15 protein-coding genes are annotated in these 17,270 nt (G+C 63.3%); 1 reads left to right on the forward strand and 14 read right to left on the reverse strand.

Annotation, left to right across the window (positions count from 1 at the left end; genetic code table 11):
- Positions 1-120: 120 nt before the first annotated feature.
- The 6 genes from ACW4E8_RS32880 to ACW4E8_RS32905 form a co-directional block, all read right to left on the reverse strand.
- Positions 121-447 (reverse strand): calcium-binding protein, encoded by a 327-nt coding sequence (locus ACW4E8_RS32880; protein ID WP_456808330.1) that lies wholly within the window; start codon positions 445-447, stop codon positions 121-123.
- Between the two features lie 211 nt (positions 448-658).
- Positions 659-1,108 (reverse strand): ion channel, encoded by a 450-nt coding sequence (locus ACW4E8_RS32885; RefSeq protein WP_456808331.1) that lies wholly within the window; start codon positions 1,106-1,108, stop codon positions 659-661.
- Between the two features lie 11 nt (positions 1,109-1,119).
- Complete coding sequence (locus tag ACW4E8_RS32890) at positions 1,120-2,169, reverse strand: DUF2955 domain-containing protein (protein ID WP_456808332.1); 1,050 nt, start codon at positions 2,167-2,169, stop codon at positions 1,120-1,122.
- Positions 2,159-3,286 carry an HlyD family secretion protein gene (locus ACW4E8_RS32895; RefSeq protein ID WP_456808333.1) on the reverse strand — a complete coding sequence of 376 codons (1,128 nt, stop codon included), beginning with the start codon at positions 3,284-3,286 and terminating at the stop codon, positions 2,159-2,161. The genes ACW4E8_RS32890 and ACW4E8_RS32895 overlap by 11 nt, the downstream gene beginning before the upstream one ends.
- A 20-nt stretch (positions 3,287-3,306) precedes the next feature.
- Positions 3,307-4,851 (reverse strand): efflux transporter outer membrane subunit, encoded by a 1,545-nt coding sequence (locus ACW4E8_RS32900; RefSeq protein WP_456808334.1) that lies wholly within the window; start codon positions 4,849-4,851, stop codon positions 3,307-3,309.
- An 18-nt stretch (positions 4,852-4,869) separates the two neighbouring features.
- Positions 4,870-5,973, reverse strand: a complete 1,104-nt coding sequence (locus ACW4E8_RS32905; protein WP_456808335.1) for an AI-2E family transporter — start codon at positions 5,971-5,973, stop codon at positions 4,870-4,872.
- Positions 5,974-6,069: 96 nt separating this feature from the next.
- Here ACW4E8_RS32905 and ACW4E8_RS32910 point away from each other — a divergent pair, with 96 nt between their 5' ends.
- Positions 6,070-7,680 (forward strand): patatin-like phospholipase family protein, encoded by a 1,611-nt coding sequence (locus ACW4E8_RS32910; protein ID WP_456808336.1) that lies wholly within the window; start codon positions 6,070-6,072, stop codon positions 7,678-7,680.
- Between the two features lie 30 nt (positions 7,681-7,710).
- Here the strand turns inward: ACW4E8_RS32910 and cyoD are convergent, their stop codons facing one another.
- The 8 genes from cyoD to ACW4E8_RS32950 form a co-directional block, all read right to left on the reverse strand.
- Complete coding sequence (gene cyoD / locus ACW4E8_RS32915; RefSeq protein ID WP_456808337.1) at positions 7,711-8,085, reverse strand: cytochrome o ubiquinol oxidase subunit IV; 375 nt, start codon at positions 8,083-8,085, stop codon at positions 7,711-7,713.
- Positions 8,082-8,702, reverse strand: coding sequence for a cytochrome o ubiquinol oxidase subunit III (cyoC, locus tag ACW4E8_RS32920; protein ID WP_456808338.1), 621 nt, complete (start codon positions 8,700-8,702; stop codon positions 8,082-8,084). Before cyoC ends, cyoD begins: the two co-directional genes overlap by 4 nt.
- Positions 8,699-10,675, reverse strand: a complete 1,977-nt coding sequence (gene cyoB / locus ACW4E8_RS32925) for a cytochrome o ubiquinol oxidase subunit I (RefSeq protein ID WP_456808339.1) — start codon at positions 10,673-10,675, stop codon at positions 8,699-8,701. The genes cyoC and cyoB overlap by 4 nt, the downstream gene beginning before the upstream one ends.
- Positions 10,676-10,678: 3 nt before the next feature.
- Positions 10,679-11,581 carry a ubiquinol oxidase subunit II gene (cyoA, locus tag ACW4E8_RS32930; RefSeq protein WP_456808396.1) on the reverse strand — a complete coding sequence of 301 codons (903 nt, stop codon included), beginning with the start codon at positions 11,579-11,581 and terminating at the stop codon, positions 10,679-10,681.
- Positions 11,582-11,983: 402 nt separating this feature from the next.
- Positions 11,984-12,919, reverse strand: coding sequence for an electron transfer flavoprotein subunit alpha/FixB family protein (locus ACW4E8_RS32935; RefSeq protein WP_456808340.1), 936 nt, complete (start codon positions 12,917-12,919; stop codon positions 11,984-11,986).
- 16 nt (positions 12,920-12,935) lie between these two features.
- Positions 12,936-13,685 (reverse strand): electron transfer flavoprotein subunit beta/FixA family protein, encoded by a 750-nt coding sequence (locus tag ACW4E8_RS32940; RefSeq protein WP_456808341.1) that lies wholly within the window; start codon positions 13,683-13,685, stop codon positions 12,936-12,938.
- Positions 13,686-13,742: 57 nt separating this feature from the next.
- Entirely contained in the window at positions 13,743-15,440 is a 1,698-nt protein-coding gene (locus tag ACW4E8_RS32945; protein WP_456808342.1) for an electron transfer flavoprotein-ubiquinone oxidoreductase, read from the reverse strand.
- Positions 15,441-15,453: 13 nt separating this feature from the next.
- Positions 15,454-17,244 (reverse strand): acyl-CoA dehydrogenase, encoded by a 1,791-nt coding sequence (locus ACW4E8_RS32950; RefSeq protein ID WP_456808343.1) that lies wholly within the window; start codon positions 17,242-17,244, stop codon positions 15,454-15,456.
- Between the last annotated feature and the right edge of the window lie 26 nt (positions 17,245-17,270).

Raw genomic sequence — 17,270 nt, forward strand, 5'->3', positions numbered from 1 at the left:
CCCCCCCCCCCCCCCCCCCCCCCCCCCCCCCCCCCCCCCCCCCCCCCCCCCCCCCCCCCCCCCCCCCCCCCCCCCCCCCCCCCCCCGCTGCTTTGTTCTGCCCGCTATGCTTGCGCCCGGTCAGTTCAACCCGCCCGGATTCTGCGCCACGCTGCGTTGCTTCGCCTTGGCCGCCCAGAACGCGCCAATCTGCCTCTCAGTCACCTCGCCCTTCTTCTTGGCGTCGATCTGGTCAAACCGCTTGTAGACCTCCGGCATGCCAGCCTGCGCCTCCTCACGGGTCAGCTTGCCATCCTGATTGGTATCCGCCGCCTTGAACTTCTCCGAGAATTTCGCCTTGGCTTCCTTGGCATTCATCGGCTGTTGCTGTTGCTGCGCACCAATGGTTCCGGAGGCAAGGCATGCGGCCAGCGCCAGGCTGGCAATCGAAAGTCGTCGTGCAATCATCAGAGTCTCCCTGGATCGTTGAATGGCGAGTGCAGCCGGCCGAAGAGTCGCCCGCGGCGGGCCAGCTTTCGCAGAGATCGGGATGCATCGATTGCCCGAGCCCCGCCCGAAATCATCGTCGGTTTTCAGGAACCAGGGAATTTAGTAATTTCGGCATCCGATATTAGAACTGTCCCAGTCCTGGCCCAGGCTGCGGCCGACGCCCCCATCCTTATGGCCCTTCGTCCTGCCGCAGCCTGGCCAGGTTGTGCTTGATCACGTCCAGCACCGCCGCGGTCATCACCGAAGTGGAGACGCCGAACATCAGGATGCCATTGGCCGCCTCGAGCGGCCCCAGCAGGCGCCGGGGTTCGGACATGACGATATCGCCATAGCCCAGGGTGGCGAAGTTCACGCCAGAGTGATACAGCGCGGTGGCGTAATCGTTGAACTCGCCCAGCAGCATGAACAAGACCGCCCAGATCGCCATCTGCACGAAATTGCCGAGCAACGTCAGCATCATCACGACCGACAACAACAGGATCTCCTGCCACAGCGATTCCCGGGCTTGCCGCGCATGCCTGAAGCGCACGTAGTAGCGCAGGCAGATAGCCACGAAGACCGCCTGCAGCAGCAGGCAGAGCAGCATCATGGGAAGGCCGATCAGCAGGTTGCTCAGCATGAGCGGCCTCTTCAGCGGGCCTGCCGTCGTGCGCCGCGCGGCTGGTCGAGCAGCTCGATCATCAGCCAGGCATACAGCGTGACGCCGATAAACAGGCCCATGCGCACGGCGAAGGCGGTATAGACATCCTTCCCGGCCGCGCTGTCCTGCACGGACTGGCCCAGCAGGATGATCAGCGTCACGAGAGTGTTCACCCAGAAGCCTGGCGGGTACCGCGACGGGCTGAGGCCATACAGCTTGCGCGCCGCCAGCAGGCCAAACAGCAGCATCCACAGGAAATACATCCACAAATGCACGAACAGGCTGAGTGCGCACCAGAACAGGATGGCCAGCACGCCGCCGAACAAGGTCGAGCCAAGCAGTTCGCGCCCGGCGCCGCGTGCCGTGGTGGTGCAGCTTTGCCGGCCGAGGCTGACCGCTTTCATGATGATCGGGATGTAGGCGGCCGGATCGTTCAGCGCCAGCAGGAAGGCCGGCATCACCACCAGCGCCGCGCGCAGCGCAATCCAGGCGGCCTGGTCATCCGGCAGGGCCTTGGCCGCAGGCGGCGCCTGCGCGCCGGCCGGTTCCGGAAACAGCCAGTGGCCAAGTGCCAGCACCACGACCGCGACGAGCAGTCCCTTCGCCAGGGCATCGATGACCATGACCGCCAGCCCGAAATCGATGGTGCCCGCCGCCGAGATCATGGTCAGGCCGACCACCAGGAAGGTGGAGACCAGGTTGTTGCCACCGCGCAATCCATAGCGAAAGGCCAGGAACAGGCACAGGCCGATCATCAGCACGCCGCTGACGGGGTAGTGGCGCAGCAAGGGGATCAGCAGCAGGCCGGTGCCGGTGGTCAGCATCACGACCAGCACCAGGCCCAGCCCGGCCTTGGGCGACATCGGCTGGTTGACGCTGGCCAGCAGGAACACGCCGAGCACCGGCGCGAGCATGGGGATCGGCAGGCCCAGGCCGAAGCTGGCCGCCAGGCACAGCGCGGTGCCGCTGGCCAGGCGCAGCGAACGCTGGGCGCGTGGATCGCGCGCGGGCAACGGCAGCGCCGGGCTGTCAGTAGACATAGGAAAGCCAGCTCATCAGGTACAGGAATACGCGGCCGAGCGGATTGAGCGGGTTGCCCTGGGTGGGAAACGCCATGACCTCGGCCTGCCCGCCCACGCGAATGCCGCGCATCGAGGCGAGTTCGCCCTGGGCAAACTCGACCACCACCGGGAAGCGTTGCGCCGGACGCAGCCAGTCTCGGCTGTTCTGCACCGTCGGCAGGCTGCCCGGCGGCGTGCTCGGGCCGACGTTGACGCCGTAGCCGACGCTGCGCACACGGCCTTCGAAGATCCTGCCCGGCAGCGCATCCAGCACGATGGCAACCGGCGTGCCGGGCTCGACACTGCCCAGGTTGTTCTCGGTCATTTCCGCGCTGATCCACAGATCGTGGATCGCGATCAGCGTCATGACCGGGTTGCCGGCAGCGGCAAACTGGCCGGCATCGGTGCGCAGGTCGGTGACCAGCCCGGCGGCGCGCGCCCGCACCTGCGTATTGGCAAGATCCAGTTCGGCCTTTTCCAGGGCGGTGGCGGCGCTGCGCAGCTTGGCGTTCTCCTCCTCGCTGCCCCCCTGCTGTTCGCGCGCACGCTGGACCTCGGCCTTGGCGGCGGCGACCTGGCTGACAGCCTGCTCGAGGCTGGCCCGCGCCACCTCCAGACGGCGCAAGGAAATGGTGCCGGGGTCATCGCTGTACAGGCGCTCCAGCCGGTCGCTGTCCTGGCGCGCCTTGAGCTCGTTGGCGCGTGCTGCGCGCAGCGATGCCTGCGCAGATTCGATGCCCGCGGTGCTGGCGCCGATCTGCCGGCGCGTCGACTCCAGATCGGCGCGGGCGCGGTCCACGGCAATCTTGTAGTGCTGGGGATCCACCTCGAACAGGACAGTGCCTGCCGCGACGTCCTGGTTGTTGCGCACAAGCACCTTGGTCACGCGCCCGGACACCTCCGCCGCGACCGGCACCACGAAGGCCTGTACCCGCGCCTGCTGCGTGTACGGGGTCAACCGGTCGGCAAACAGGTACCAGGCCAGGCTGATGACGATCAGCAAGAGCACCCAGCGCACGCCTTTCTTTGCCGGGTCGGCGGCGGGCGGCGGTGCGCTGGGCGCTGGGGCTGCGGGGGGTTGCGGGGCGTCGCTCATCGGCACTCGTTCAGGGAGATCTACCTCTGCTTCACAGGGAGGCTGGCACCGGCGGACGGCGGGCCTGGCTCATCCAGCAGCGTCCCCCAGTCGGTGCGTTGCTGCATCTGCTGACGGGTGGCCGGATCCACCAGTGGCTGCTCGCTGTGCCAGCCGCCGCCAAGCGCCTTGTACAAGGCGATCAGGTTGCTGACGGCATTGCTGCGGTTGACCAGGTAGGTGTCCTGCTGGGTGGCCAGCGCACGCTGCGAATCCAGTACGCGCTGGAAGTCCGAGTAGCCTTCGCGGTAGAGCGCGTTGGCCAGCGTCAGCGAACGCCTGGCAGCCAGCGCCGTGTCACGCAGGATCTGCTCGCGCTCCAGCGCCTTGATCAGCGCACTGGCGGCATCGTCGGCCTCGCGCGCCGCCTGCCGCACGGCATCCTGGTAAACGACGATCAGTTGCTGCAGGCGGGCGTCCTGCACGCGCACGGTGTTCTTGATGCGGCCGTAGTCGAACACGTTCCAGCGCAGGCTGGGGCCGCCGATCAGGGTCAGGCTGTTGGGCGTGCCGGCCAGCGTGCTGGCGGACCAGACAATGCTGCCCAGCAGCGTCAGCGACGGATAGAGATCGGCTTCGGCCACGCCGATCAGCGCCGATTGCGCGGCGATCTGCAGCTCGGCGGCGCGGATATCCGGACGGCGCAACAGCAGGCTGGCAGGCACGTCTTGCAGTACCGCGCGATCGATCAGTGGAATCACCCCTTCCTTGCCCACCAGTTCCGGCAGCTCCGGCAACGGCCCTGGCGGGCGGCCCATCAGCACCGCCAGGGCATTGCGGGTGCGCATGATCTGGCTTTCAAATTCAGGGATGCTGCTCAGGGTGCCGAGGTACTGCGTCTTCGCTTGCTGCAGGTCGAGCTCGTCGGTCTCGCCGCTCTTGAACAGCCGCTCGGTGATTTCAAGGCTGCGCTTTTGCAAGGCCGCGTTATCACGGGCGATGCGCAGCCGTGCCTCGGCCGTGCGCAGCGCAAAGTAGGTCTCAGCCACCTGGGCACGCAGCAGCACCAACACATCGTCGCGGTTAGCGCGGGCGGCAAAATAGGCGGCATCGGCAGATTCGATGGCGCGGCTGAAGCGCCCCCAGAAATCGAGTTCCCAGCCGATGTCGAAGCCCGCGCTGTATTGCCAGAAGCGGCTATTCTGCGGATTGAGGCCGCCGGCCTGCCGGCGATCCGTGTACAGGACATCGGCACTGGCCTGCTGCAGTTGCGGGAAGCGCCCGCTCTGGGCAATGCCCAGTTGGGCGCGCGCTTCCATCACGCGCAGGCCGGCAATCCGCAGGCTGGCATTGTGTGCGTCGGCTTCGGCGATCAGGCGTTCGAGCGTCGGGTCGGCAAAGACCTGCCACCACTCGCGGATATCGGGCTGTGCCCGCTGCTCGGTCGCCTGCTCAAGCGCCGGGCTGTGCCACTGCTGCGTCCAGGGCTCATGCTGCGGCTGGAAATCCGGCCCCAGGCGCGCGCAGCCGCCAAGGCAGCAGGCGCCGGCCAGCAATGCGCGCAACGGATGATTCCAGCGCGACATCGGCGACCCCGGACCACTTCAGGTCTGTTGCTGGTTGCCGGGATCCGCCTGCGGCGGCGAGTCTTCCACCCATTGCCAGAACAGCTGATACCCGACCGCAAGCACCACCGGACCGATAAACAGGCCGATCACGCCGCCGGTCACCATGCCGCCCAGGGCACCGATCAATACCACCGGCATCGGCACATCGACGCCACGCCCGAGCAGCAGTGGCTTGAGCACGTTGTCGGCCAGTCCCGCCACGAAGACATAGATGGCGAAGACGATAGTGGCGACGCTGGCACCTTCCGTGGCAAAGACATAGATGATCACTGGCACGGTGATCAGCGTAGCCGGCAACTGCGCGATGCCCAGCAGCAGCACGGCCATGGCCAGCACGCCCGCGGCAGGAACCCCCTTGAGCACAAAGCCTATGCCGATCAGCAGCATCTGGATGAAGGCGATGCCGACCACGCCCTGCGCCACCGCGCGGATGGTCGCCGTGCATAGCGTGGCGATGCGCTGGCCCCGCTCCAGGCCGAAAATGCGCGAGGCAATCTGCACAGCGCTACGGTTGCCGGCCTCGCCGTAGGCCATGAAGATGCCCCCGATAATCAGCGCGAAGACGAAGATCAGCAGCCCCTTGCCGATGCCGGCGGCTGCGGCCAGCACGGCCAGGCTGATTTCTTTGATCTGAGGCGCCAGCGTCTGCACCACGCCGGCCAGGTCCGAGGCGGCATGCAGCCAGAGGTCATACAGGCGCTGGCCAACCAGCGGCCAGCTGGCGACCGACTCATGCGGTGGCGGAATATGAATGCCTTCGCTCTTGACGACGGCGATCGCATTCTCCATCGAATCGACCATGGCGGCGCCCAACAGGTAGGCTGGCAGCGCAATGATGGCGATGGCGGCCAGCACGATCAGCGTGGCGGCGCGGCCGTCCTTGTTGCCCAGCCTGCGCCTGAGCCTGACCTGCAGCGGGTAAATGGTCACCGCCAGGATCACGGACCAGACAATGAGATCGAGGAAGGGGCGGAATATCTGGAAGCAGAAGATGGCCAGCACCGCGATCAGCCCGGCACGGATCAGCACATCGAGTAGTCCGCGGGACAGCGCTCTCTCTGAAGTGGGCGTGGGCAACATCGCTGGTCTCCCTGCAGATGACCGCAAAAGTATCGGATCGGCAACCTCACCGCCGCGCATTCGCCAAGCCAGGTTACGTACCGGTCTCTTGGACAGGTGAAATCCAGTCTAGACGAGTGGCCGGGCCGGTACAACCTCAAAACGTACGCCTATCGCTACATTGGCCGTCTAGTATTGGGGGGAGTTGCAGGACGCCGACACGCCCGGTCTGGTTCATCCTGCATTCGCCGCGGAGGACCTATGGCCAGATTGCCGACCTCAGCCTTGGCCGTCATTTCGATGCTGCTTCTGCTTGCCGCCTGCGCCTCCCGGCCAGTCAATCCGCCGATCGCGCACGCGGACCAGAGTACCGGCTATCGATTCTTCACGCGACCCCAGTATGCGGCGGACAACGAGAACCTGGTCATCCTTGCCTTCTCAGGGGGCGGTACGCGCGCGGCGGCATTCTCGTATGGCGTGCTTGAGTTCCTGCGCAATACCGAAGTCGTCGGACCCAAGGGCAACCGGTCACGCCTGCTGGACCATGTCGGCGTCATCACCGGCGTGTCAGGTGGCAGCTTTACTGCCCTCGCCTACGGCCTGTATGGCGACAAGCTCTTTGATCACTACGAACAGAGCTTCCTCAAGCGCGACGTGCAGGGCGAGATCACGTTCCGGACGCTGAATCCGGCGTATTGGCCGTCGTTATGGTCGAGCGGCTGGGGCCGCTCTGAACTGGCCGCCGACCTGTATGACGAAATCCTTTTCCATGGTGCAACCTTTGGCGACCTCCATCGGGGCAAGGGGCCGTTCATCATTGCCTCGGCCACGGACATCTCGACGGGCGCACGCCTTCCGTTCACGCAGACCACCTTCGACGTACTCTGCTCCGACCTCAATGCGCTGCGCCTTTCCCGTGCCGCCGCGGCATCGTCGGCAGTTCCCGTGGTCCTGACGCCAATCACGCTCAACAACTACGGCGGTAATTGCAGCTACGTGCCCCCCGACTGGATCAAGCCGTTTATCGATGCCAGCGACCCGCCCCGGCCGGCCGCGCGCGCAACCCGGCACCTGAAGGAAGAAGCGGAGTACGGGGACAGCATCAACCGGCCCTATATCCATGTCGTGGACGGCGGCGTCTCCGACAACCTGGGCATGCGCAGCGTGCTGGATTCCCTCGAGGTCCTGGAGGCCCTGCACCTGACCGGCCAGCCCACGCCCCTGGACCGTACCCGCAGGATCGTTGTCTTTGTCGTCAATTCGCTGTCCACGCCCCGGACGGCATGGGACAAGTCGGAGTCCGCGCCGGGTACGCTGGAGATTCTGGTGAAAGCCACCGGCGTGCCAATCGACCACTATTCCTATGAGGCGACCGAACTGTTGAAGGACAGCCAGTCCCGGTGGCAAGCCATGCGCCGGCTGCGGGAGTCCCGCGCCTTTGCCGCGAACAAAGATGCTGCCGTCACTGCGGCGTTGCGCACACCGGACGCGACCATCTATGCCATCGATGTGTCGTTTGCCCGACTGACGGACAAGGCGGAACTGGATTACCTGAACGAGCTGGCGACGTCGTTCTCGCTGCCGGCCGAAGCCGTCGACCGCCTGCGCGCGGCCGCGGGAAAGATCATCCTGGAGTCGCCCGATTTCCAGCGCTTGCTGAAGGACGTCGGTGCCAGGATCGTGACAGACCAGGTGCCCGGGAATCGCGCCGCGGGGACGAATCCGTGACCTGAAACCGGCCGTCCAGGTCCTTCAAGACTAGTCGCGCACCTTGGCTCGTTCGACCGTCATGTTTGTGGGCATCATATTCTCGTCGGCGTTGTGCATGACCCATAGCGAACCGGCGACGATGATGGCCAAGATCAGGCCACAGCAGAACAAGATGGCTGTTTGCTCACGCTGGTCTCGCGATACGCCCAAATGCAGGAAGAAGACAAGCTGCGCGATCAGTTGGGCGACGCACAACACCACTATGGCGACCAGGGCCTTCCCCGGCGGCAACCGGCCCGACATCACAGCGCCAAATGACGCGAAGGTGAGTGCCAGCGATAGCACGAAGCCACTCAGATAGCCCTTCAGGCTCCCGTGCGACGCCGACGCGGCACCGACCGTATGCAAATTGGGGTTGCTCATACAAACTCGCGAAGATAGACAAAGGTGAACACGCAGATCCAGACCAGATCCAGGAAGTGCCAGAACAAGCTCAGGCAGGCCAGCCTGCGACGGGTCACGCCATCCAGTCCGAAGCGGCTGACCTGATGCATCATGACCGCCATCCACAACAGGCCCAGGGTGACGTGAATCCCGTGCGTGCCAACGAGGGAGAAATACGAAGAAAGGAATGCGCTCACTCCAGGCCCCGCGCCCTTGCGCAGCAGCTCGCTGAACTCATGGAGCTCCATGCCGATGAATGCAGCCCCAAGGATGAACGTGATGCGAAGCCAGCGCACCACGCTGTCCTGGCGCCCGTCCTGCATCGACAGCATGGCCACGCCGAAGGTAAAGCTGCTGAACAGCAGCAACATGGTCTCCCCGAGCACGAACGGCAGGCTGAATAGTTCCCTACCACCGGGCCCGCCAGCCGTATTGGCCACCAGGACGCCGAAGGTGGCAAAGAGCACCGCAAATATCAGGCAGTCGCCCATCAGGTAGATCCAGAACCCAAGGGTCGTCTTCGCGCTGTCGTCGTGCCGATCGTGGGCGAGGTGCTCACCATGGACGTGCGCGTCACCAGTCATTGGATGCGTCATGCTGCCACCTGGAGTTGCGCGTAGCGCGCGCTTTCGATCCGCTCAACCTCGGCGGCGGGAACAAAGTAGTCCACATCGCGGTTGTAGCTACGGACAATGAAGGTCCCGATTGCACCGGCAAGACCAACGAACGCAATGAACCACATGTGCCAGACCAGGGCAAAGCACAAAACCAGGCCGAACGCCGCGATGATGACGCCGGCAGCCGTGTTCTTCGGCATGTGAATGGCCTCGTATCTGGCCGGGCGAACATAGGCCCGACCGGTTTCCTTATCGTCCCAGTGCTGCTCCATCGAAGTGATTTTGGGTACATGGGCAAAGTTATAGAACGGCGCAGGCGAAGCCGTAGCCCATTCGAGGCTCCGGCCATCCCAAGGATCGCCGGTCAGGTCCTGGTTCATCTTGCGGTCGCGGACGCTGACGCACAGCTGCACAATCAGCGCGACAATGCCTGCACCGATAATTACGGCTCCGCACAGGGCAACGACCAGGTAAGGGTGCCAGCCCACGTTGGCATAATGATTCATCCGGCGCGTCATGCCCTTGAAGCCGAGCACATAGAGCGGCATGAACGCGAGGTAGAAGCCCACCAGCCAGCACCAGAAGGAAACCTTGCCCCAGAATTCATTGAGCGTGAAGCCGAACACCTTCGGGAACCAGAAGTTCAATGCGGCCAGCAAGCCAAACAGCACGCCGCCGATGATGACGTTGTGGAAGTGGGCAATCAGGAACAGGCTGTTGTGCAGCACGAAGTCGGCGCCAGGCACCGCCAGCAACACCCCCGTCATCCCCCCTACCGCAAATGTGACCATGAAGCCAATGGTCCACAACGTTGCCGTGTGATAACGGATCCGCCCGCGGTACATCGTGAACAGCCAGTTGAACAGCTTCACGCCGGTCGGGATGGCGATAATGGACGTCATGATGCCGAAGAAGGCATTGACATTGGCACCCGATCCCATGGTGAAGAAGTGGTGCAGCCAGACGCAGAAGGAAAGAATGCCAATGGAGCACGTGGCGTACACCATGGAACGGTAGCCGAACAGCGGCTTGCGCGAGAACGTGGCAATGATCTCCGAGAACGCGCCAAAGGCTGGGAGAATCAGCACGTAGACCTCTGGGTGTCCCCAGATCCAGATGAGGTTGATGTACATCATTGCATTCCCACCGAGCTCATTGGTGAAGAAATGCATCCCGAGGTATCGGTCAGCCGCCAGCAGCGCAAGCGTCGCGGTCAGGACCGGGAAGATGGCGACAATCAGGATATTCGTAATCAGCGCCGTCCAGGTAAAAACTGGCATCTTCATCAGCGTCAGGCCTGGCGCGCGCATGCGCAAGATAGTGACAATAAAATTGATGCCAGTTAGTGTGGTCCCGAGACCTGATATCTGTAGCGACCAGATGTAATAGTCAACGCCGACCGTTGGGCTATACCCGAGCTCCGATAACGGGGGGTAAGCCACCCAGCCGGTCGCGGCAAAATCCCCCACGAACATCGACAGCATCACGAGCACCACGCCGGCTGCCGACAACCAGAAGCTCAACGAGTTGACAAAGGGATAGGCGACGTCGCGGGCGCCGATCTGCAGCGGCACGATTACGTTCATCAGGCCAATGATGAACGGCGTCGCCACGAAGAAGATCATGATCACGCCGTGCGCGGTGAAAATCTGGTCATAGTGGTGTGGCGGCAAGTAGCCAGCCGCATCGCCAAAGGCCATGGCCTGCTGCGCACGCATCATGATGGCATCGGAAAAGCCGCGAACAAGCATCACCAGCGCCAGGATGATGTACATCACGCCGATTTTCTTGTGGTCGACCGAGGTAATCCACTCGGTCCACAGGTACTTCCATTTTCCGAAGTAGGTGATCGCCCCGAGTAAGGCCGCGCCCGCCAGCAAGACGACTGCCAGCGTCCCCATGATGATGGGCTCATGAAGTGGAATGGCAGAAAGGTTCAGTTTTCCAAACATAGCTCAGCGCTCCATAGCCATTGCATGCGGGCCTGGCACGGTCTCCGGACTGTCCGTCCGGCAAACCTGCTCGGCACCATGCATGTACTTATCCACGACGTTTGCGAAGAGCGCGGGCGCGACGCTGGAATACAGCGTCACCGCGTCGCGGCTGCTGGGGCGCTCAAGCATGCGGTACGTCTTTTCATCCAGGGGTCGCGCAGACTGCTTCGCCTCCCGAATCCAGTTGTCGAACACCTCACGCGAGGTGGCGACAGTCTTGAAGTGCATGTCGGAGAAGCCCGACCCGCTGTAGACCGCGGACTGGCCCAGGTACACGCCAGGCGCGTTCGCGATGAGATGGAGGCGCGTCTGCATTCCGGACATCGCATAAACCTGGCTGCCGAGCTGCGGAATGAAGAAGGAATTCATGATCGATTCCGCGGTCACTTTGAAATCGATGGGCGTGTCGACCGGAATGGCGAGCTGGTTCAGCGAGGCGACGCCATACTGTGGGTAGATGAACAACCACTTCCAGTTCAGTGCAACGACGTCAACCTCGACCGGTGCGACGTTCGACTCGATGGGTCGATAAGGATCGAGCTTGTGCGTGGTGTTCCAGATAAGAATGCCAAGGGAGGCCACGATGACACACGGAATGCCCCAGACCACCCCTTCAATCCTTTTCGAGCGGGCCCACTTGGGCGCATAGGTCGCCTTCAGGTTGGTGTCGCGATAACGCCAGGCGAAGTACAGCGTCAGAACGATAACGGGGATAACCACCATCAGCATCAAGACCAGCGCGATGATGATGAGCGACTTCTCCTGCTGCCCGATAATGCCTTGCGGGGAAAGCAACTCCATCGTGCAGCCGTTGAGGAGAAGGATGGCCATGCTGCCGAAAGCCAGAGCGCCTGGGCGGAGCATGCCGAACAATGCCTTGGAGCGAGCGTAAATGGGATCAGCAGCATCCATCGTAAATGACCTCGACAGTGAATCTCTTGAGCGTCCGGCCGCGAAGATCACGGCAGACAGGGACAGCTGGCTCGCATCGCTCAAGCCTGCGTTGTATTGTTCAGGATTGAAGCCTGCTCCCGCCCACGTGGCTTGTTCCCTTGCATCGGGACGGCGCACACATGTCACTAAAGCGGCAGCCATACGAGGGTAGGCGGCCGGGACACGCATCGCAATTCCAGATTGCTTGTAGATGGTTCCCGGCGCCAGGCATGGCGTGGCTCAAGGCCTGAGAATGAGGGGCCACGGGGACAGGCTGTCGCGGACCCATGCTTCGCGTTGCTCGGCTACTCAAGCCAGCTTTTCAGACTGCGGTCAACTCAGTGCTGCCACCAGTTCCGGGACGACATCGAACAGGTCACCCACCAATCCAAAATCGGCGACGCTGAATATCGGTGCTTCAGGATCCTTGTTAATCGCGACGATCACCTTTGAATCCTTCATGCCCGCCAGATGCTGAATCGCGCCGGAGATGCCCACCGCGATGTAAAGCTGCGGCGCGACGATCTTGCCGGTCTGCCCGACCTGATAATCGTTCGGCGCGAAGCCGGCATCCACTGCCGCACGCGACGCGCCCAACGCCGCGTTCAGCTTGTCTGCAAGGGGTGCAAGCACCTTCGTGTAGTTCTCTCCGCTGGCGAGGCCGCGGCCACCCGAAACTACGATGCTCGCGCTCGTCAGTTCGGGGCGATCGAGCTTCGTCACTTTGCGGCTCACGAGCCGCGACAGGCCGCTGTCCGCGGCAGCTTCAATCTTTTCGATCGCGGCACTGCCACCAACGTCCGCGACCGCATCGAAAGCCGTCGTGCGCACCGTGATGACCTTGATCGGATCCAGACACTGCACAGTCGCCACCGTATTTCCCGCGTAAATCGGCCTTTGGAAGGTGTCCGCGCTGACCACCTCCGTGATCTCGCTGATCTGCGCGACGTCGAGCTTCGCCGCCACGCGCGGCGCGACGTTCTTGCCGTAGGCGGTCGCCGGCGCGAGGATGTGCGAGTAGTTCCTGGCGATGTTCAGTACCGTCGCTTCGACGTTTTCCGCGAGCCCTGCCCCGAGCTGCGGCGCGTCGGCGATCATCACCTTCGCGACGCCCGCAATCCTCGCCGCCGCATCGGCGGCACCCTGCGCGTTATGGCCCGCTACGAGCACGTGGATTTCGCCACCGACCTTCTGCGCGGCCGCAACCGTGCTTAGCGTCGCGCCCTTGACCGACGCGTTGTCATGTTCGGCAATTACAAGAATCGTCATTTTCCTTACACCTCTCTCAGAGAACCTTCGCGTCGGTCTTCAGCTTCTCCACCAGCGTCTTCACGTCCGGTACCTTTATGCCTGCGCTGCGCTTGGGCGCCTCGGTCACTTTCAACGTCTTCAGACGCGGCGTGATGTCGACGCCGAGGTCTTCAGGCTTGAGGATCTCGAGCGGCTTCTTCTTCGCCTTCATGATGTTCGGCAGCGTCACGTAACGCGGCTCATTGAGGCGCAGGTCGGTCGTGATGACGGCCGGAAGCACCACCGACAGCGTCTCCGCGCCACCGTCCACCTCGCGCTCGACGACTGCACGACTGTCAGCGATCGATACTTTCGAAGCAAAGGTGGCTTGCGGCAGGCCCGCCAGCGCGGCAAGCATCTGGCCGGTCTGGTTCGAGTCGTCGTCGATCGCCTGCTTGCCGAGGATGACAAGTTGCGGCACTTCCTTGTCGAGCAGCGCCTTGAGGAGCTTGGCCACTGCCAGCGGCTGCAACTCCTCGTTCGACTCGATCAGAATCGCCCGATCCGCGCCCATTGCGAGCGCCGTACGCAGCGTCTCCTGCGCCTGCGCCACGCCCGCCGAGACGGCGATGACTTCGGTTGCCACGCCCGCTTCCTTCAGGCGCACCGCTTCCTCGACTGCGATCTCGTCGAACGGGTTGATCGACATTTTCACGTTTGCAATGTCGACGCCCGCCCCATCCGATTTGGCACTCACTTTCACGTTTGCATCGACGACACGTTTTACTGGTACAAGAATTTTCACGACATACTCTCCTGGATGGCTTAATGCCGGTTCGCTGGCGAATGGCGCCCACTTCCCTCACATATTCGGATAATTCGGCCCCCCTCCTCCCTCAGGCGTAACCCACACGATGTTTTGCGTCGGGTCCTTGATGTCGCAGGTCTTGCAATGCACGCAGTTCTGCGCATTGATGACCAGGCGATCCCCGCCATCCTCGCTCCTGACGAACTCGTAGACGGCCGCGGGGCAATAGCGGCCTTCCGGGCCCGCATAGGTGCTCAGGTTGACGTCGACAGGCACGCTCGGGTCCTTCAGCGTCAGGTGCGCGGGCTGGTTTTCCGTATGGTTCGTGTTCGAGAGGAACACGGACGAGAGCCGGTCGAAGGTGAGCTTGCCGTCGGGCTTCGGATAGACGATCTGCGCGCACTGCGAAGCGGGCTTGAGCATCTCGTGATCGCGATGCCGGTGATGCAGCGTCCACGGCACCTTGCCGCCGAAGAGCTTTTGCTCGACGCCAACCATCAGCGTACCGAGATAGAGCCCCTTGCTCATCCATTGCTTGAAGTTACGCGCGCGATGCAGCTCCTCATGGAGCCACGATTGCCTGAACGACTCCGGGTAGGCCGCCAGCTCGTCGCCTTGTCGTCCGGCCTGCACGGCGTCGAATGCGGCTTCCGCCGCGAGCATCCCGCTCTTGATGGCCGCATGCGAGCCCTTGATGCGCGAGGCGTTGAGAAAGCCCGCATCATCGCCGACCAGCGCACCGCCCGGAAACACGAGTTTCGGCAGCGACATCAGGCCGCCCGCCGTCATGGCGCGCGCGCCATACGCGATGCGCTTGCCACCCTCAAGGAACGTGCGGATCGCCGGGTGCGTCTTGTAGCGCTGGAACTCCTCGAACGGCGAGAGGTACGGATTGGTGTAGCCAAGGCCGACGACAAAGCCAACCATGACCTGGTTGTTGTCAACGTGATAGAGGAAGGACCCGCCGTAAGTCTGAGAATCGAGACGCCAGCCCGCGGTGTGGATGACGAGCCCGGGCTTGTGCCGCGCTGCGTCGATCTGCCAGAGCTCCTTGATGCCGATGCCGAAGACCTCCGGGTCGGCACCGTCGCGCAGCCTGAGTGTGTCGGAGAGTTGCCGCCCAAGATGTCCGCGCGCGCCCTCGCAAAAGAGGGTGTACTTCGCGTGCAGCTCCATCCCCAGCTGGAAGCTCTCCGTGGGCTGACCATCTTTGCCGATGCCCATGTTCCCCGTGGCCACGCCTTTGACCGAGCCGTCCTCGTTATAAAGCACTTCCGCCGCCGGGAAACCCGGAAAGATTTCGACGCCGAGCGCTTCGGCCGTTTCGCCAAGCCAGCGCGCGACGTTCGCGAGGCTGACGACGTAATTGCCATGGTTCCGGAAGTTACGCGGTAGCGCCCAGCTCGGGGTTTTCACGGCGCCTTTCTCGGTGAGGAAGAGAAACCGGTCTTCGCTCACCTCCACGCTCAAAGGCGCGCCTTTTTCCTTCCAGTCGGGAATGAGCTCGGTGATGGCGCGCGGGTCCATGACCGCGCCCGACAGGATATGCGCGCCGATTTCCGAACCCTTCTCGAGCACGCACACACCGATCTCGACACCTTTTTCCTGCGCCAGCTGCTTAAGGCGGATCGCTGCGGAAAGGCCGGCAGGACCGCCGCCCACAATGACGACGTCGTACTCCATCGACTCGCGTGGGCCGTATTGCTCGATCCATCGAGCGGAGGGGCTTTCAGTCCTGATTGCGGTCGTCATCCTCCCGCTCCGGTCAGAACTGATCATCTGCAAGGGCCAGCACGGCTGCCGAACCGTCCGCGCCGGTGATCGATGCCTCGAGCGCCACCGCCTGCGGCAGCAAGTATTCGGCGAAGAACTGGGCAGTCGCCATCTTCGCGCCGTAGAACGACGGGTCTTCAGACAGCTTGCGCGAGGCGACGAGCATCGCGCGGGCCATTTGCCAGCCGCCCAGCACAATACCCGCGAGCTTCAGGTACAGCACGCTGCCGATGAATACCGCATTGGGATTGCGCGTCGCATTCGCGACGACGTACTCGACCGCCGCCTGCAGCGAGCGCTGCCCCTGCGCCAGATGCTTGTGCATCGACTCGAACGGTTTGCCTTGCCCGGCACGCAGATCATCGAGCGTCTGCCCAATTTGCGCCAACAACGCGTTGGCGACCGCGCCTTGATCGTGCAGCGTCTTGCGGCCAACGAGATCGTTAGCCTGAATCGCCGTCGTGCCCTCGTAGATCGTGAGGATGCGCGCATCGCGGTAATACTGCGCCGCGCCGGTTTCCTCGATGAAGCCCATGCCGCCGTGGACTTGCACGCCGAGGCTCGTCACCTCGAGCGCCGACTCGGTACTCCAGCCCTTCACCACTGGCACGAGGAATTCAAAGATCGCCTGATGCTCGGCACGGGTCGCCGCATCCTGGTGATGCTGCGCGATATCGGCGTGCGCAGCCGCGACGTACGCGAGAGCACGGGCGGCTTCGGTCAGTGCGCGCATGGTCGCGAGCATTCGACGAACGTCGGGATGTCGGATGATCGCCACGGACTGGGTAGCCGAACCATCTACCGGGCGGCTCTGGACGCGCTCCTTCGCATAGGCGGCGGCCTTTTGGTAGGCCGCGTCGGAGATGGCAACCCCTTGCGTACCGACGCCAAAACGCGCCGCATTCATCATGACGAACATGTACTCGAGGCCGTGGTTCTCCGCGCCCACGAGATGGCCGAGCGCACCGCCATGATCGCCGAACTGCAGCACCGCGGTCGCGCTCCCCCGGATGCCGAGCTTGTGCTCGATCGACACGCATTCCACATCGTTGCGCTTGCCGAGCGAGCCGTCGTCGTTCACCAGGAACTTCGGCACGATGAAAAGGGAGATTCCCTTCACACCTTCGGGCGCGCCTGGCGTGCGCGCCAGCACGAGATGGACGATGTTCTCCACCATATCGTGCTCGCCCCATGTGATAAAGATCTTCGTGCCGAAGAGCCGATACGTACCGTCTCCCTGCGGCTCGGCGCGCGTGCGTACCAGGGAGAGGTCGGAGCCTGCCTGCGGCTCGGTGAGGTCCATCGTGCCGGTCCACTCGCCCGAAACGAGCTTCGGTACAAAGCGCTGCTTCTGTTCTTCGGTGCCAGCCGTCAGCAGCGCTTCGATCGCGCCGTCGGTCAGCACCGGGCAAAGCGCAAACGCCATGTTGGACGCATTGACCATCTCATAGTACGGCGTTGCAATCAGTTTCGGCAGCCCCTGGCCGCCGTACTCGACCGGGTGTTTTACACCCTGCCATCCGCCGGATGCGAACTGACGCAGCGCATCGGCAAAGCCGGGCGGCGCGGTGACGGTACCGTCCTTCCAGGTGCTCGGATGCGTGTCGCCTACCGCGTTCAGCGGCGCAAGCACTTCGCCGCACAGTTTCGCGCATTCCTCGATGACGGCCTGCGCAGTATCCAGCGTGGCATCCTCGAATCCGGGCAAGCCGGTTACGCGCTCGAGTCCGGCGAGCTCCGACATGGTGAACAGCATGTCTTTCACAGGTGCGTTGTAGCTCATTGCAATGCTCCAATCTCTATCGTGTT

The organism is Cupriavidus sp. CP313, assembly GCF_054072015.1.

What these genes read in the sequence shown, in the direction of transcription:
- cyoC (WP_456808338.1), bottom strand. Translation starts at nt 8,702, where the DNA reads ATGACGCATCCAATGACTGGTGACGCGCACGTCCATGGTGAGCACCTC.
- ACW4E8_RS32880 (WP_456808330.1), bottom strand. Translation starts at nt 447, where the DNA reads ATGATTGCACGACGACTTTCGATTGCCAGCCTGGCGCTGGCCGCATGC.
- ACW4E8_RS32935 (WP_456808340.1), bottom strand. Translation starts at nt 12,919, where the DNA reads ATGACGATTCTTGTAATTGCCGAACATGACAACGCGTCGGTCAAGGGC.
- cyoB (WP_456808339.1), bottom strand. Translation starts at nt 10,675, where the DNA reads ATGTTTGGAAAACTGAACCTTTCTGCCATTCCACTTCATGAGCCCATC.
- ACW4E8_RS32890 (WP_456808332.1), bottom strand. Translation starts at nt 2,169, where the DNA reads ATGTCTACTGACAGCCCGGCGCTGCCGTTGCCCGCGCGCGATCCACGC.
- ACW4E8_RS32905 (WP_456808335.1), bottom strand. Translation starts at nt 5,973, where the DNA reads ATGTTGCCCACGCCCACTTCAGAGAGAGCGCTGTCCCGCGGACTACTC.
- cyoA (WP_456808396.1), bottom strand. Translation starts at nt 11,581, where the DNA reads ATGCTCCGCCCAGGCGCTCTGGCTTTCGGCAGCATGGCCATCCTTCTC.
- ACW4E8_RS32945 (WP_456808342.1), bottom strand. Translation starts at nt 15,440, where the DNA reads ATGACGACCGCAATCAGGACTGAAAGCCCCTCCGCTCGATGGATCGAG.
- ACW4E8_RS32895 (WP_456808333.1), bottom strand. Translation starts at nt 3,286, where the DNA reads ATGAGCGACGCCCCGCAACCCCCCGCAGCCCCAGCGCCCAGCGCACCG.
- ACW4E8_RS32900 (WP_456808334.1), bottom strand. Translation starts at nt 4,851, where the DNA reads ATGTCGCGCTGGAATCATCCGTTGCGCGCATTGCTGGCCGGCGCCTGC.
- ACW4E8_RS32885 (WP_456808331.1), bottom strand. Translation starts at nt 1,108, where the DNA reads ATGCTGAGCAACCTGCTGATCGGCCTTCCCATGATGCTGCTCTGCCTG.
- cyoD (WP_456808337.1), bottom strand. Translation starts at nt 8,085, where the DNA reads ATGAGCAACCCCAATTTGCATACGGTCGGTGCCGCGTCGGCGTCGCAC.
- ACW4E8_RS32950 (WP_456808343.1), bottom strand. Translation starts at nt 17,244, where the DNA reads ATGAGCTACAACGCACCTGTGAAAGACATGCTGTTCACCATGTCGGAG.